The organism is Nostoc sp. (assembly GCF_036917455.1).
Classification (GTDB): Bacteria; Cyanobacteriota; Cyanobacteriia; order Cyanobacteriales; family Nostocaceae; genus Nostoc.
The window spans coordinates 96736-112558 of sequence record NZ_JBALDK010000150.1; the positions used below are offsets into that span (position 1 = coordinate 96736).

Genomic DNA, 15823 nt, shown 5'->3' on the forward strand with positions numbered 1-15823 from the left:
TCTGTAGTATATAAATTCCAAGCTCACGATCGCGCTCTTGGACGGTGTGCATCATGGCCAAATTTCAAGATATTGTCAATTACTTTCGCTCTGACTGGAAGTTGAGTGTTTTCAGTATTGCAACATCTAGCATTTACGAAATTATTGATTTGGTTGTTCCTTATGCGATCGGGCAGATTTTAAATGTTTTGTCTAATCAACCTTTGGATAAACCACTTCAAAGTGCGATCGCAACTTTTTCGGGCATCACAAATTATCCAGATACTAAAACTCTATCTTTGGGTGTATTACTGGCTTTAATTTTTGTTGTGACTGTAGTGAGAGCGCCAACACAATCCTGGTTAACCAATTGGTTTCATTGGGATATAGCTTTCAGATCGCGTCGAAAGAAAACCGAAACAGCGATCGCTAAAGTTCTGACTCTCCCACTAGAATTTTATGATGAAAACAACCCTGGACGTATTGCCGGAAGAGTAGCTAGAGGTATTTCTAACCACACTTTTAGTTACCCTGAAGTTGCCGGACAGTTGATTCCTAAACTGGCTCGTGTACTGGGAATTTTTGCGTTTATCTTGTTCATTGAGTGGCGGATTGCAATTTTATATCTAATTTCCTTTGTAGTTATTCTCAGCTTCAGCTTGAAAAATTTACAGCAGATAATTGGGTACGAAAGTCGTCTGGATAAATATGGAGAGAACACCGAAAGCCGCACTTCTGAATTAATCACCAATATCAAAACGGTGAAAGCATTTGCTACAGAAGCTAATGAACTGAAACGCCAAAAGCAACGTTTAAATCGTGAACTAATGGTGCTTAATTATCGCATCCATAAAGGTTATACGAAACTGGGTACTTGGCAAAGAAGCGTAATTCAGTTTTGTGTGTTTGCAATACTGGGTTTGACTTTAGCAGCAACAGTAAATGGGAAAATTTCTCTCGGTCACTTTATCATGACCTTAACTCTTTCTAGTATGGCTTATGCCGAATTAGAACCTATTAGTAACTTGGCAGAAGTTTTTGCCCGTCGTTATTCTTCTATGCTGCGGTTTCACGAATTTCTGCAAGAGCCAACTCCATCTGATTCAGCAACTCTTTTAGAAGAGAGTAACCAGACAGAATCACCTTATAAATTTACTGGAAAAGTTGAGTTGTTGCACCTCAGTTTTGGATATGAGGCTAACCGTCAAGTTTTGCAAGATATCAACTTGTTGATTGAGCCATACCAAACAGTAGCATTAGTGGGACGTTCTGGTTCTGGTAAGTCTACCTTAGTGAAACTGCTGTTGCGATATTTTGAACCTCAATCAGGTCAAATTCTGATTGATGGTCAAGATATTCGGACTTTGGATGTGGGTAAGTATAGACGAAGATTAGCGATCGTTCACCAAGAAGTAGACGTTTTCAACGGTACTATATTGGATAACCTTACTTATGGTAGGCGGGATGCAAGTCTCGATCGAGTTAAAGAAGCCTGTAGAATTGCCAGAGTCGATGAAGTAGTGCAGCACTTACCCCAAGGTTATTACACTGTCGTGGGGGAACGAGGTGTGAGGTTATCTGGAGGACAAAGACAACGGTTAGGAATTGCTAGAGCGTTGCTAGTGGAACCAGACGTGCTGATTTTTGACGAAGCTACCTCTAGCTTAGATTATGAATCTGAGCGTTCAATTCAGCTAGCGATGCGATCGATTCAGGGAACTTGCACCACTATTGTGATTGCCCACCGTTTAAGCACAGTGCGAGAAGCAGATAAAATTGTAGTTCTAGAGCAAGGAAAGATTGTAGAAGTGGGTAGCCACGATGAACTCTTGCATCAAGAAGGCATTTATCGCCGCTTACACTCCTTGCAAGAAACAGGAGAACTTCTAAGTTAGGGGATATACACATTTTGGATTTTACATTTTGGATTTACCCCATGAATCAATCTACTTGATTCAATCGACTTTATTGACAATACAATAAGGTCGATTTTTCTAATTGTCCCCCACAAGATTACGTTCTATATTAAATAAAATTACTTTTTCAGCAACATTAAGAAGCTACCAATAAGTCAATACGGTTCGGTTAAGATCCCCCCGCCTACGGCGACCCCCTTAAAAAGGGGGTAAAAGATGGTTATAAGCCCCCCTTTTGAAGGGGGGTTGGGGGGATCTTCGAGGAATAAACACCTTAACCGAACCGTATCGACCAATAAGTAAGTGGGCCAGAAAATTCCCAATTATGTAACAAAATGTAAATTTAGCACACACCTGATAAATTAGTTATTTCACCGTTTTTACAAAACTAAATATATATTGGTTTTATTATTTAATTTTTTGGAAGTCTCAATTAGAAGTAGCTATTCTCACCTTGGTACAAGGAATTGGCTATTTCTTAAAGCTTTTATTGATAAATTACAAAACTAAATACAGATTTTAACTAATTCGTAGCGAATTAAATTTGGCAAGACTCTGTGTCCCTACCCTACGGAAAGGCAAAGCGCATCTGCACTTACCTTTGCTAATTAGTGCGTTTAAAAACGCTACGATTTCACGCAAAACTGTACTAAGATTTACTCTTCTCAGCTTCTTTCTGCGCCGCCTCACTATATTTCTTATATAGTTGAGTCCGAATTTTAGCTTCCTGATAACGGCTGTGATTTTGTGGTACCTTACTCATTAAATCTGAAGCCCGTTGCCACTTAGCAGCGATTTCTAGCCACTGAGTTGAGGTTGTGGCTGTTTTCCCAGATGTAGAAGCAAGATTTGCAATTCGCACAGATATTGCAAATGGATCGTCAGATGGCTCATCAAAGCTATTGTTAGGAACGCGAGATGGTGTTTGGATTTTCCTCTGATTAGTATTTTCTGTAGTTAAAGATTTAGAAGTTCCTAATTGCATTAGGTTTTTTAGTTTATCGCCTAACTGGGCATAAACAATCCAACTAAGCAACAACAGTGAGCATAAACCAACTGCTGCTAATACCTTAGTTTTAGATTTATTATTGTGTTTCTCTTTGTTAATAAGTACCAAAGGGCGAGAGACTGGGGTTTTAGGAAAATTTGGTTTTCCTAGTTCAGCTTGAGCGTCTGTGAAATCTTTAATTAGTTGCTTTACAATATTGGGCTGAATTAAGGCAATTTCGTGTGACCAAAGCAATTGGTTGTCGCGATCGCTATCTATTTCTTTTAACCACAGTAATTGTTGTTCCCGAACAATCCGACTATTGATATTGACCCGGCGAATGTGACGTGGGGCGATAGACTCAAGAATTTGCTGGATTTGTTCTACGAGAGGGGATTGCTCAAGTTGCTCTATCCTAGCCGCTTCGCACAGAAGTTGTAAGACACCATCAGAAAAAATGGCTCTAGTTCTGACACCAGACTTAGCTAGCTTTTCATTCAATAGCTGAATAATCGCAGCAACGCTACCTTGGTGAGCTTGCCAACCGATATCGTTTATCCGGTCTACCATCTGAGGTTTGGTGATAACTCTTCCACCCTGACTGATTAACGTATTCATTAATTTAGGGACTCTTTTCTACTGACCTTGATCTTGTCTTCGATTTTACGAGTAAAAAGATGAGTTGCCAAATAAAATCACAAAAGTCGAGCCTCCCTTCTCGGTTCGGTAAGGATGCTCGATCGCACTCAGTTAATTAGACACTCCCACGGTTTGAAAGCGGAGGATTCTTGAACTGAAACCGTACTTTCAGGGTAACGCCCATGCTGACGGCCGAGCTACCTGTTTGACATAGTACATGATGATGTCTTTTTGCGATCGCATAAGCTTAAGTTGAAGTAGCTAAATATTATCAGGCTCAACACAAGCGATGTCTAACGACAAGCCGTTTCACGTCTACGCAAATGTTCCTTCAACCTTTCCACCTGCGATTCTGCTTGTCTTGCTTGCCCCCGCCCCCTCTTAATCTTTCTTGTTTGAGTGCTTCTACCAACTCCTCTGGAATCAGCAACTTTTCTCCAGTATCTTCTCGATAAAAACCAATCAGTATTATCTCAGAGACTTTCGCTGAGATTTCTAAAATTGTCATCCTGTCAGATATTGTTCACAATCGAAATAAAATAGCTGTATCAGGATAAATTTATGATTAATTCTCGCTTTTTTTGCCTTTTTGTTCAGAATGGCAAGATTATTTAGTGCAGCGATCGCTACATTAGAAGATATATAAATAAAAATCATTATTGATTTTTATTAGTTAGCGGTTCACACAAAACTATGAGTGCAAGTACCATTATTTCCGAAAATCCCTTACTTCAAGGCATTGGCTTACCTCCCTTTGCAGAGATTAAACCAGAACTAGTAGTACCAGCCTTCAATCAGTTATTAGCAGAACTTGACGAGCAACTTGCCACCCTAGAGGCTAATGTACAACCTACTTGGAGTGGTTTAATAGAACCCTTAGAAAAGCTTACAGAACGGCTTACCTGGAGTTGGGGGGTGGTAAATCATTTAATGGGTGTTAAAAATAGCCCGGAACTGCGCGAAGCTCATGAAATAGTACAGCCACTAGTTGTACAATTTATCAATAAGCTCGGTCAAAGCCAACCCATCTACAATGCTTTTAAAGCACTCCGTACCAGCGATAATTGGGCAACTTTAGAATTAGCTCAACAGCGCATTGTAGAAGCTGCCATCCGGGATGCAGAACTTTCTGGTGTTGGCTTGGAAGGAGAGGCAAGAGAGCGTTTCAACGCCATACAAATGGAGTTAGCGGAACTTTCTACCAAATTTTCTAACCATGTACTTGATGCCACTAAAGCTTTCAGCTTAACCCTAACAACACAAGCAGAAATTGACGGTTTACCACCAAGCTTAGTGAGTCTAGCAGCTCAAGTTGCTCGTGCAGCTGGCGAAAGCAACGCCACGCCAGAAAATGGCCCCTGGCGGATTACTTTAGACTTTCCCAGCTATGGCCCATTCATGCAGCACAGCACCCGTCGAGATTTGCGTGAAAAACTCTACAAAGCTCATATTACCCGCGCTTCATCTGGCGATTTGGATAACAACCCCTTAATTGAGCGTATTTTAAAGTTGCGTCAAGAACTTGCAGATATACTAGGCTTTAAAAGTTTTGCCCAATTGAGCCTCGCTAGTAAAATGGCTCCCAATGTTGAGGCAGTCAACGCCTTATTAGAAGAACTACGCGGTGCTAGTTATGATGCTGCTGTCAAAGACTTGGTAGAACTCAAAGCTTTTGCAGCAGCACAGGGAGCAGCAGAAGCTGAAGACTTAAAACACTGGGATATCACCTTTTGGGCAGAACGCCAACGAGAAGCAAAATTTGCCTTTACCGCAGAAGAGTTACGTCCCTACTTTCCTCTTCCCCAAGTATTAGACGGTTTATTTGGACTAGTCAAGCGGCTGTTTGGTGTTACTGTGACTCCTGCCGATGGTCAAGCCCCAGTATGGCATGAGGATGTCCGTTATTTTCAAATTGCTGACGAAACTGGTTCTCCCATAGCCTATTTCTACTTAGATCCCTACAGCCGTCCAGCAGAAAAACGCGGTGGTGCTTGGATGGATGTGTGCATCAATCGGGGTAAAATCACTGAAAATGGTACCACTACCATCCGCTTACCTGTAGCTTATTTGGTGTGTAATCAAAGTCCTCCCGTAGATGGTAAACCTAGTTTAATGACCTTCTATGAAGTAGAGACTTTGTTCCACGAATTTGGTCATGGACTGCACCATCTGCTTACTAAGGTTGACTATCCCGGAGCCGCAGGCATCAATAATGTGGAGTGGGATGCAGTAGAGCTACCTAGTCAATTTATGGAAAACTGGTGCTATGAGCGACCCACTTTGTTTGGTATGGCGAAGCATTACAAAACTGGTGAAGCCCTACCGGAGCATTATTATCAAAAGCTGCTAGCGGCGCGTAATTATATGAGCGGTACTGCCATGTTGCGACAGATTCACCTGAGCAGTCTTGATTTAGAACTCCACTATCGCTATCACCCTGGTAGTAATGAAACTCCATCAGATGTGCGCCATCGCATAGCCAAGACTACTACAGTTTTACAGCCACTTCCAGAAGATGCTATTTTATGTGCTTTTGGACATATTTTTGAGGGTGGTTATGCGGCGGGTTACTACAGTTACAAGTGGGCTGAGGTACTGAGCGCTGATGCTTTTGCCGCTTTTGAAGAAGCTGGGCTAGAAGATGAAGAGGCTATAAAAGCTACAGGTCGGCGTTATCGGGATACGGTGCTGGCGCTTGGTGGTGGTCAGCATCCAATGGAGGTGTTTAAAACTTTCCGAGGTCGTGAACCAAGTACGATCGCTTTACTCAGGCACAATGGTTTAGTCAGTGCTGCTGTAAATTAAACAACACCTCTGTGGAGACGTTGCAATGCAACGTCCCTAATCACCAACTGAACCAGATTGACTTATCGCTCTTCTATGACTCTGGAGAAAGAATAATCCAAGAGATTGATTAGAAATCGCGGCTACACAAACTCTCGTCCGCCTGCGCGGACTAACGCCAAAATAGAGTTTTAAATTTAATCTGACGAGAGTAATAAAAGAGCGTTATGTCACTATTTGGGATTTTTTCGTCTGCATACCGACTCAATCCCAATAAGAAACCCCCTCTGCTTGCTTCATAGTAAAGTGATTACAAAACAGAGGGGGTTTATTTTTTATTTTTTTATAGGCAGACTCTAAAGACAATACTGGCAAACAACCAGTTTCTCTGATGTTGTGTTTATTTTAACCTGCCTACTTAGTTCAGTCTATTTCCAATCGGGAATCTCGGCATCTTCTCCACCAATCCCGATTCCAGTGTTAAATATTTCGGCATCAGTTAGATTGAGATCGTTCATTGATGCTTTATACACATTAGAATCGTGAATCGTCGCGCGAGTAAAATTTACTCCGTTGAGATTAGTTTGCTTCAAATTCACATTGGTTACATAAGCTGATGTTAGGTTAGCACCTGCCAAGTTAGCACCTGTTAAGTCAGCACCTTCCAGGTTGGCCCCTACGAGGTTTGCTCCTTGGAGTTTCGAGCCTCTCAAGTCAGCACCAATTAAATGAGCGCCACTGAGGTTAGCTCCCGATAAATTACACTGGATGCATTCCCCAGTTGAAAGCAGCTTTTGTAAATCCTGCGGATTTTCGGCTCTAACCGAGCTAGCGAAAAATAGGGGAGTTGCTAAGGCCATGGCCGCTAATAGCTGGAGTTTCATATATTTTCCCCCTTAATAATCAAGTTGCGTCCGTTCTGTCCCTCACAACTCTATTATCTCACTAAACTTCGTAAGGTCAATCTATCTATGTACTAACAAGTTGGTCGCGATCTGAAACAGCTACGATCGTGAGATAAAAAATGCCATATATCCTGTTTATGGTCTCTTTTTACCCGATAAATCCTAAAAAGCTGATAGTGTTAAATCTCTATTAAATCTTTTTCAGGGCTTGCACTACTCGCCACAATTTGGCTATTTTGATAAGTATTTATACTTTATGAAATGATTCAATCGCAAATTAGCAAATTTAGCTTAAGTCTTTATAAATTCTCGTATATACTGATTAACCAGTTCAGGCTGTTCTTGCTGTACCCAATGGCCAGAATTAGGAATGTACTTGATTTGAAAATCCCGGACATAAGCTGCGGTATCATAGGTTAGTTCCTTGCCAAGTGCGGTGTCATTTTCCCCCCAAATCATCAGTGTTGGCACTTCCAGAATGCCCCAACTTGGATTTAGCATTCTCTGGTGAAAAATATTGCGATAGTAGTTCAACATTCCTGTGAGGGCACCACGTTTTGCAGCAGCATCTTTATAAGCGTCAATATCCGCTTTGGTGAAAGCACTCTTGTTAACTGCTGTACCTTTAAAAATTGTTTCAATTGCTTGGTAGTCTGAAGATTGTAAGAATAATTCTGGCATCCAGGGGAGTTGAAAGAGGAAGATATAGTAACTACGCTGCAACTGTTGGGGAGTTCGTAAACCTTGAGCAAATTTGGCAGGATGAGGCAGGTTAAGGATAATTAATTGTTCTAACATTTCAGGGTGAGCATAAGCAAAACTCCAAGCGATCGCACCACCCCAATCATGCCCGACTAATACACATTTTTGGTATCCTAATCTTTTAATTACTCCTTCTAAATCTTTGATAAATTCATCCATTACATAAGCTGATTGTTCATTCGGTTTATCACTATCGTTGTAGCCCCGCAAATCAATAGCGACAACTTTAAAATTTTGGGCAAATTCTGGGATTTGATGCCGCCAAGAATACCAAAACTCAGGAAACCCATGTAACATCAACATTAAGGGGCCTTCACCTTGGGTAACGTAGTGTAGTTTCACCCCATTGGTAGTTATATACTCGTGTTTCCAAGAAGTTTCTATTATAGACATAATTAATCACAATTCAGTCATTATAAAATACTAAAGAATAATGCTTTACTTAATAAGTGTAATATGATTTTTAGCAACCTCACATCTATTAAAAGGCAGTATTACAATAGTGATTTATTACAAAATAATTAGACAATTTGCCCTGGGATAGATGTGAATCGTGGGTAAATTTTGGTAAAAGGTAAATATAATTATCATCCAACTACCATGACACAACAGTTGACAAACCATGCTTCATTGTGGGTTGAGCGACTGGGACGATTTGGCTATGTTTCCAAGGGAGTAGTTTACGGTATAGTTGGACTACTGGCAGCACAGGCGGCTTTTGGCAGGGGTGGTAAAACAACTGATACCCAAGGCGCTCTCCAAACAATTGTCAACCAGCCATTTGGGAAATTTTTGCTGGCTTTAGTTGCAATTGGCTTGATTGGATACGTAATCTGGCGTTTTGTACAAGCAATTAAAGACCCAGAAAATAAAGGTAATGATGCCAAAGGTTTGGCAGTACGAATTGGTTACGCAGTTAATGGACTAATTTATGCAAGTTTAGCCTTAAGTGCTGTGAAAATCGTTACGGGTACAGGCAGCGGTAAAAATAGTAGTGATTCTACTGAAGATTCGACAGCACGTTTGCTTTCTCAACCCTTTGGTGAATGGTTAGTTGGAACCGTGGGAGTGTTTGTAATTGCTCTAGGCTTCTATCAGTTTTATCAAGCTTTTAGTGGCAAATTTCGTAAAGAACTCGATTTAACAGAGTTAAGCAACACACAAGCCCAATGGGTAATGAGAATTTCCAGATTTGGTTTAGCAGCACGGGGTATAGTATTTTGTATTATCGGTTGGTTTTTAATTGAAGCAGCAAGACAGTCAAACGCCGCCACCGCAGAAGGTTTGGATGAAGTATTACAGACGCTAGCGCAACAGCCTAACGGAGCATGGCTTTTGGGTATTGTGGCACTAGGTTTAGTTGCCTATGGAATTTACACAATAATACAAGCGCGGTATCGTCGGCTAGTCAATGTTTAGATGATGCACTGCCGAGAATTTTAATTTACTAGAAATGGCAATAATAGAAACCCGTGGTATCTGGCTGACCACAACTGATAGTAAAGTTCTCAAATCAAAGGAACGTATTGCTGAGGCGATGGATTTCCTGGCTGAGACAGGATTTAATGTGGTGTTTCCTGTTGTTTGGAACAAGGGAGTAACTATGTATCCTAGTCAAACAATGCGGCAAACTTTTGGTGTCGAAATTGACCATCTGTCTGTAGGTCGCGACCCTTTAGAAGAGGTGATAGTTGAGGCGCGGCGAGTCGGGTTGAAAGTTATTCCTTGGTTTGAATACGGTTTTGCCAGTTCCTACAATTTGAATGGCGGTATTCTTTTACAGAAAAAACCGGAATGGGCCGCGCGTGATTTTAATGGTAACTTACTGAAGAAAAACGGCTTCGAGTGGTTGAATGCACTCGATTCACAGGTACAGGAATTCTTGCTGAATTTGGTGCTGGAAGTTGCGAATAATTACGATGTAGATGGTATTCAAGGTGACGATCGCTTCCCAGCATTCCCCTGTGAAGGCGGCTATGATGAGGGAACTGTCAGCCGCTATCGCCAGGAATTCGATCGCAATCCACCACAGAACCCCAAGGATAGGCAATGGTTACAGTGGCGTGCAGATATTCTCACTGAATTTTTAGCGCGTCTGTACCGGGAGGTGAAAGCGGTGAATCCTAATTTATTAGTAGCGATCGCACCTAATATCCATGATTGGGCATTCCAGGAATATTTGCAAGACTCACCCGCATGGCTGAACCGGGGAATAGTCGATATAATTCAGCCGCAGATTTATCGCCGTGACTTTGGGAGTTACCGTGCGATCGCTGATAAACTAGTAAGCCAACAGTTCACAGATGTGACGTTGCCCAGGTTAGCACCGGGAATACTGATGAAGCTTGGCAGTTATTGTATTAGTCCAGAATATCTGGTGCAGGCAATTGAATACAATCGCCAACTTGGTATTCAAGGAGAGGTATTCTTTTTTTACGAAGGTTTGCGCGAAAATAACAATACCCTAGCTAAAGTTTTACGAAATGGGCCTTATGCTAAGTCTGCATCATTTCCCACTCTGTCAGATTTGAGTGCGGGTGGTGTGATTAACAAGAGTACATTTTCTATTTGGCAAAGATTGTTAAAAAAGATTTTTTAAGGAAAAATGCGCGTGGAATCTCAATTATCGGTGGAACGGGTAATTAAAACTTTAAAAGAGGATTTACCAACACTTTTTGAAAAAGATATTTCTTATGATATTTATACAGACGATATCTACTTTAAAGACCCGGTAAATACATTCAAATACAAATTTAACTATCGCATTATATTTTGGACTTTGCGATTTCACGCTCGGCTATTTTTTACCAAAATTTGCTTTGATGTGCATGAGGTTTATCAGTCAGCCGAAGATACTATTTTAGCAAAGTGGACAGTGCGAGGAGTGTTACGCGTTCCTTGGAAAGCAGGTTTGGTTTTTAATGGCTATTCAACGTATAAATTAAACCAAGATAATTTGATATATGAGCATATTGATACTTGGGATCGTAAACCTGGGGAGATTTTAGGGCAGTTTTGGCAAAGAGGAGGAGAGAGCTAATTAGCTGTTAGATATTCATTTTTGAGACGAAGAATAATTCAGATTTAAATAGGTTGTTAAATTTAGTTAAAATTACCTATTCCTGTTGATTAAGATAATAAGCTGTAGATAAAAGTTAAGGTTAGAAAAATGGAGAAAGCAGTAAAGTTAGAAGAAGCTCTTGAATTAGTAAAGCAGCTTTCACTAGTAGATAAGGTACGCTTGATTGAGCAAGTCGCACCTCAAATTGAAAAAGAGTTGACAATGATTCAGCCGAAACGGCGAAAGTCTTTGAGAGGGTTGTGGCGAGGTAGCAATATTAGTGAGTCAGATATTTCAGAAATTAGAGAGCAAATGTGGGGCAACTTCCCTTGAAAGGATGTTTGATGTCTAATTTGGTAACGGATACCCATGCTCTGATTTGGTATTTAGAAGATAGTTCGCGTCTTAGTCCTGCTGCTAACCAGGCTTTTGAGGAGTGTGAAAGTGGTGCAATTGTTATTTACATACCAACGATTTGCCTTGTAGAAATTGTTTATTTACAAGAAAAAGGACGTATATCAGCGGATATGAAGTCTCAGTTAGATGCTGCATTAATAGCTGGGACTAGTGGGATGATTATAGCAAATCTTACAGATGAGATAGTTACAGCATTGGCAACAATACCACGAGATAGTGTTCCTGATATGCCTGACAGAATTATTGCAGCCACTGCTAAGTATTTGGGTTTACCCCTAATTAGTAGAGACAGTAGAATGCCTTTATCTGGGGTAGCTATAATCTGGTAAAATAAGAATTTTTGTAATTTGGCATTACAAAGATTACTAAAAAAATGACCTTTATTTTTAACTCAGATATTTACAGTGAATTGCTGTCTCAACATCAATCTCGGATTATCAAGACAAAAGAGGAAAACGAGAAGTTTTTAGAAACTGTTGAAGAACTGCTTTCTCGTTCCAATCTAACTCCTGAAGAAGATGCTTTGTTGGAATTATTGGTAAAACTGATTGAGGATTTTGAAGATAAGCACTATCAGCTTAATTCCTCAACACCTTATTCAAGGCTCTTGCATTTGATGGAAGCTAGGAGTTTGGAACAAGCTGATTTGGTAGAAATTCTTGGTTCGAGCGAGATTGTTACTAAAATCATGAATAGCGAACCAGAAATTACAAATGTAGGCTGGTAATAGCCAGGAAATAAATTACGCGTATTCATTTTTTGATAATTCCCTAATATATGCTTAAAGTATAGTGCGTATCCATAAAGGATAACATCCAATAAGAAAAAGGGGCTTCTTAATAAAAGTCCTTCTTTTCGTATTCTTTGCTTTGCACCTTTGCGTGAGACAAAAAACTCTACTTCTTCACCGCCGGATACTGTTTCAACACCTGCTTTAAATATTGCCCAGTATAAGACCTGGCATTTTTTGCAACTTCCTCCGGTGTACCCACAGCAATCAATTCTCCACCTTTGTCGCCACCTTCTGGCCCCAAATCTATCACCCAGTCAGAACAGCGAATTACATCTAAGTTATGTTCAATTACTAAAATTGAATTGCCTTTATCTACCAATCTTTGCAACACATCTAATAATTTGTGGACATCATAAAAAGATAACCCTGTTGTCGGTTCATCTATTAAATAAAGTGTCTTCCCTGTGGCGCGTCGAGATAGTTCGGTTGCTAATTTTACCCGTTGCGCTTCACCACCAGATAAAGTAGTTGCAGGTTGTCCTAGTTGGACATAACCCAACCCGACATCAAATAAAGTTTGCAAACGCGCGATCGCTTTGGGTATATTCTGAAAGAAGTCTAAACTCTCCTCAACTGTCATTCTCAGGACATCAGAGATAGACTTATCTTTGTACTTCACCTGCAAAGTTTCGCGATTATACCTTGCACCTTTACAGATTTCGCATTGCACGTAAACATCTGGGAGGAAGTTCATCTCAATAACATTCACACCCTGTCCGCTACAGGCTTCGCAACGTCCACCTTTAACGTTGAAGGAAAATTGTCCGGGTTTGTAGCCCCTAGCTTTGGCTTCGACTGTTTGGGAAAATACATCCCGAATGGCATCAAAAATTCCTGTGTAAGTTGCAGGGTTAGAACGTGGTGTGCGTCCAATGGGAGATTGATCGATAACGATCGCTTTATCAATCGCGTTTAATCCCTGAATTTTATCCAAATGTCTGGGTAAGGGAACTTTCTTAGTTAAATGGTGTTGCAGAGATGGGTACAGTAATTCATTAATTAGGGTAGATTTACCAGAACCAGACACACCAGTAATAGAGACGAGTTTACCTAGTGGTATGTCTACATCTATATTTTGTAAATTGTTGCGATGGGCATTTTTAATTCCCAAACTGCGCCCATTTCCTTCTCGGCGTTCTGCTGGTGTAGTAATTACTCGCCTTCCTGATAAATATGCCCCCGTCAAGGAATCTTCTGCTGCTAATAATGTCTCAAAATCACCTTGGGCGATAATATTTCCGCCGTGAATTCCTGCACCAGGGCCAATATCAACTATATAGTTGGCTGCACGAATTGTTTCTTCGTCATGTTCAACGACAATTAATGTATTACCCAAATCGCGTAATTTCGTTAAGGTTTTGAGCAATCTGCCATTATCTCGTTGATGCAAACCAATACTCGGTTCATCTAAAACGTAGAGAACTCCTGTTAAACCAGAACCAATTTGCGTTGCTAGACGAATTCGTTGGGCTTCACCACCAGAAAGGGTCATGGCAGGACGATCAAGGGTGAGGTAATCTAAGCCTACATCTAATAAAAATTGCAATCTAGCTTTGATTTCTCTCAGGACTAAATCAGCAATTTGTAACTGGCGATCGCTCAACTTAAATTGCTCAATTCTCTCCCGACAATCCCGAATTGATACGGTAGTCAATTCTAAAATTCCATATTGTCCCAACTTCACCGCCAAGGCTTCCGGTTTTAACCGTTTTCCTTTACAAACTTCACACGGCTGATCGATTAGATACTGCTCTAATTTTTGCTTAACTAATTCCGAGCCACCCTCATACTGCCGTTGCAAAATTGGAATAGCACCTTTAAAACTCTGCTTTCTCTGTGCCTCTGCGGCTCGTCCATCTTTCTCTCCAAACAAAATAATTTGCTGCTGTTCTTCTGTCAGCTTGCTCCAATTTGTCTGTAACTCAAACCCATAAATCTGTCCGACGCTATAGAGTAATTCCAGATAATAAGAATTATCTTTTTCTGACCAAGGCGCGATCGCAGCATAAACTGGTGCTTCCCAGTCAGGTACGATCAAGTCTGGCGCAAATCTTCTTAAAGTCCCGATTCCATGACAGTGCGGACAAGCACCATAAGGCGAGTTAAAGGAGAATAATCGCGGCGATAATTCCTCCATTACCGCGCCATGTTCTGGACAGGCAAAGTTTTCCGAAAATACTAATTCTTCTTCTTTTTCTTGTCCGTCGTCACCAAGTAGACTCACCAGAATGGCTGCAATCCCACCCGATTGCTTGAGACACGTAGACAGGGAATCAACCAAACGCTCCTGGATATCAGCCTTTTTCACCAAGCGGTCAATTACCACTTCAATGGTGTGGGTAAAATTTTTATCCAATTCAATGGAATCTGACAGTTCGCGGATTTCGCCATTGATCCGCACGCGGACAAAACCTTGAGAAGCCAGACTTGACAAAAGCTTCCGGTGTGTGCCTTTTTTCCCCCTGACAACGGGTGCAAGGATTTGGAAGCGAGTGCGATCTGGTAATTCCATGATGCGATCGCACATCTCATCGATTGTCTGGGGTGCAATACAGCGATCGCATATCGGACAATGGGGTTCGCCAGCCCGACCAAACAACAGCCGCAAATAGTCATAAATCTCTGTCACCGTACCCACAGTGGAACGGGGGTTATGAGAGGTTGATTTTTGATCAATGGAAATTGCTGGACTTAAGCCTTCAATGGCTTCCACATCCGGCTTATCCAGTTGTCCGAGAAATTGCCGTGCGTAGGCGCTGAGGGATTCCACATAGCGACGTTGCCCTTCAGCGAAAATGGTATCAAAGGCTAGAGAAGACTTACCAGAACCAGAAACGCCAGTGAATACGATTAGGCGATCGCGTGGCAATTCTAAGTCAATATTTTTCAGATTATGCTGCCTAGCACCCCGAATCCGAATGGTATTCTGGCTGTTGTGGCTGGGGTTGGGAAGATGTCCATTCAAGGATGCTGCTAGCTGTTTGTCTGACATATTGGGCGGCGAAGAAGGAGTTTCTGATGAAACAGTCCTTAATAATACTATCTTTAATCAGTTTATAGTAGAACAATCGTACTGTTTTAAATTGAAGTTGTACTTGAGATATTCTGAATCATGCTAGCCAATGCAGCCACCCATGATGTCACCTGGGAAAAGTTACCTGATGATTTTGTTTTAGACAACGAGCCAGTGGATAACATTAATCAGCCACTCTTGGCTGCTGCTTTAACAGAAAGCTTAGAACTTGCCAGCAGATTACCCGCCGATGCTTTAACCATCACTAACTACGGTATCTGCGCTACCTTGAATAATCGATTTGTGGTCAAAGCAGCAGATTGGGGTTATGTATCATCTATTCGAGTCTCACGAGAAGAAGTGAAGCGCAATTATACGCCACGACTCCAAGGCGATATTCCCCTAATTGTGATGGAATTTCTCTCAGATACAGAAGGTGGAGAGTATTCTAGTAAACCGACCTATCCCCCTGGTAAGGGACTTCCAACTAAAAAAATATCCCATCGCTTTGGCGAGCAGGGGAGGCAGGGGGCGCAGGGGAAGCAGGGGAGGAAGAATCTAATTGA

13 protein-coding genes and 1 pseudogene are annotated in these 15823 nt (G+C 41.3%); 9 read left to right on the top strand and 5 right to left on the bottom strand.

Going from position 1 to position 15823, the window contains the following annotated elements; all coding sequences use genetic code 11:
- Window positions 1-53: 53 nt before the first annotated feature.
- Complete coding sequence (locus V7K42_RS16420; RefSeq protein WP_334917844.1) at window positions 54-1874, top strand: ABC transporter ATP-binding protein; 1821 nt, start codon at window positions 54-56, stop codon at window positions 1872-1874.
- Window positions 1875-2544: 670 nt separating this feature from the next.
- On the opposite strand, the gene V7K42_RS16425 is transcribed toward V7K42_RS16420, so the two are convergent.
- Both V7K42_RS16425 and V7K42_RS16430 read right to left on the bottom strand, forming a co-directional pair.
- A complete protein-coding gene (locus tag V7K42_RS16425; RefSeq protein WP_334917846.1) occupies window positions 2545-3501 on the bottom strand; it encodes a hypothetical protein in 957 nt (318 codons plus the stop codon).
- 352 nt (window positions 3502-3853) lie between these two features.
- On the bottom strand, window positions 3854-4030 hold the full coding sequence (locus tag V7K42_RS16430) for a hypothetical protein (RefSeq protein ID WP_334917848.1): 177 nt from the start codon (window positions 4028-4030) through the stop codon (window positions 3854-3856).
- Window positions 4031-4215: 185 nt separating this feature from the next.
- Between V7K42_RS16430 and V7K42_RS16435 the strand changes: the two genes are divergently transcribed.
- Complete coding sequence (locus V7K42_RS16435) at window positions 4216-6327, top strand: M3 family metallopeptidase (protein WP_334917850.1); 2112 nt, start codon at window positions 4216-4218, stop codon at window positions 6325-6327.
- Window positions 6328-6734: 407 nt separating this feature from the next.
- On the opposite strand, the gene V7K42_RS16440 is transcribed toward V7K42_RS16435, so the two are convergent.
- Window positions 6735-7190 (bottom strand): pentapeptide repeat-containing protein, encoded by a 456-nt coding sequence (locus tag V7K42_RS16440; RefSeq protein ID WP_094342007.1) that lies wholly within the window; start codon window positions 7188-7190, stop codon window positions 6735-6737.
- A 312-nt stretch (window positions 7191-7502) separates the two neighbouring features.
- Window positions 7503-8366 (bottom strand): alpha/beta fold hydrolase, encoded by an 864-nt coding sequence (locus V7K42_RS16445; protein WP_334917852.1) that lies wholly within the window; start codon window positions 8364-8366, stop codon window positions 7503-7505.
- 207 nt (window positions 8367-8573) lie between these two features.
- Between V7K42_RS16445 and V7K42_RS16450 the strand changes: the two genes are divergently transcribed.
- The 6 genes from V7K42_RS16450 to V7K42_RS16475 all read left to right on the top strand — a co-directional run bounded on the left by V7K42_RS16450 (window position 8574) and on the right by V7K42_RS16475 (window position 12178).
- Complete coding sequence (locus V7K42_RS16450; RefSeq protein ID WP_334917873.1) at window positions 8574-9392, top strand: DUF1206 domain-containing protein; 819 nt, start codon at window positions 8574-8576, stop codon at window positions 9390-9392.
- A gap of 34 nt (window positions 9393-9426) precedes the next feature.
- On the top strand, window positions 9427-10572 hold the full coding sequence (locus tag V7K42_RS16455) for a glycoside hydrolase family 10 protein (RefSeq protein ID WP_334917854.1): 1146 nt from the start codon (window positions 9427-9429) through the stop codon (window positions 10570-10572).
- 12 nt (window positions 10573-10584) lie between these two features.
- Window positions 10585-11013: a DUF2358 domain-containing protein gene (locus tag V7K42_RS16460; protein WP_334917856.1), complete on the top strand. Its 429-nt coding sequence runs from the start codon at window positions 10585-10587 to the stop codon at window positions 11011-11013.
- A 129-nt stretch (window positions 11014-11142) separates the two neighbouring features.
- Window positions 11143-11367, top strand: coding sequence for a hypothetical protein (locus tag V7K42_RS16465; protein ID WP_334917858.1), 225 nt, complete (start codon window positions 11143-11145; stop codon window positions 11365-11367).
- A gap of 11 nt (window positions 11368-11378) precedes the next feature.
- Window positions 11379-11780 (top strand): type II toxin-antitoxin system VapC family toxin, encoded by a 402-nt coding sequence (locus V7K42_RS16470; RefSeq protein WP_334917859.1) that lies wholly within the window; start codon window positions 11379-11381, stop codon window positions 11778-11780.
- 44 nt (window positions 11781-11824) lie between these two features.
- The gene (locus V7K42_RS16475; protein ID WP_334917861.1) at window positions 11825-12178 is read left to right on the top strand and encodes a helix-turn-helix domain-containing protein; all 354 of its coding nucleotides are present in this window, start codon (window positions 11825-11827) and stop codon (window positions 12176-12178) included.
- Between the two features lie 169 nt (window positions 12179-12347).
- Here V7K42_RS16475 and uvrA read toward each other — a convergent pair whose 3' ends face one another.
- Window positions 12348-15236: an excinuclease ABC subunit UvrA gene (uvrA, locus tag V7K42_RS16480; protein WP_334917863.1), complete on the bottom strand. Its 2889-nt coding sequence runs from the start codon at window positions 15234-15236 to the stop codon at window positions 12348-12350.
- A gap of 120 nt (window positions 15237-15356) precedes the next feature.
- Between uvrA and V7K42_RS16485 the strand changes: the two are divergent.
- Window positions 15357-15823, top strand: a pseudogene (locus V7K42_RS16485) (hypothetical protein); the annotation flags it as partial.

Bases quoted from the DNA above. Each gene is read 5' to 3' on its own strand.
- V7K42_RS16420 (WP_334917844.1), top strand. From the start codon at position 54: ATGGCCAAATTTCAAGATATTGTCAATTACTTTCGCTCTGACTGGAAG.
- V7K42_RS16425 (WP_334917846.1), bottom strand. From the start codon at position 3,501: ATGAATACGTTAATCAGTCAGGGTGGAAGAGTTATCACCAAACCTCAG.
- V7K42_RS16430 (WP_334917848.1), bottom strand. From the start codon at position 4,030: ATGACAATTTTAGAAATCTCAGCGAAAGTCTCTGAGATAATACTGATT.
- V7K42_RS16435 (WP_334917850.1), top strand. From the start codon at position 4,216: ATGAGTGCAAGTACCATTATTTCCGAAAATCCCTTACTTCAAGGCATT.
- V7K42_RS16440 (WP_094342007.1), bottom strand. From the start codon at position 7,190: ATGAAACTCCAGCTATTAGCGGCCATGGCCTTAGCAACTCCCCTATTT.
- V7K42_RS16445 (WP_334917852.1), bottom strand. From the start codon at position 8,366: ATGTCTATAATAGAAACTTCTTGGAAACACGAGTATATAACTACCAAT.
- V7K42_RS16450 (WP_334917873.1), top strand. From the start codon at position 8,574: ATGACACAACAGTTGACAAACCATGCTTCATTGTGGGTTGAGCGACTG.
- V7K42_RS16455 (WP_334917854.1), top strand. From the start codon at position 9,427: ATGGCAATAATAGAAACCCGTGGTATCTGGCTGACCACAACTGATAGT.
- V7K42_RS16465 (WP_334917858.1), top strand. From the start codon at position 11,143: ATGGAGAAAGCAGTAAAGTTAGAAGAAGCTCTTGAATTAGTAAAGCAG.
- V7K42_RS16470 (WP_334917859.1), top strand. From the start codon at position 11,379: ATGTCTAATTTGGTAACGGATACCCATGCTCTGATTTGGTATTTAGAA.
- V7K42_RS16475 (WP_334917861.1), top strand. From the start codon at position 11,825: ATGACCTTTATTTTTAACTCAGATATTTACAGTGAATTGCTGTCTCAA.
- uvrA (WP_334917863.1), bottom strand. From the start codon at position 15,236: ATGTCAGACAAACAGCTAGCAGCATCCTTGAATGGACATCTTCCCAAC.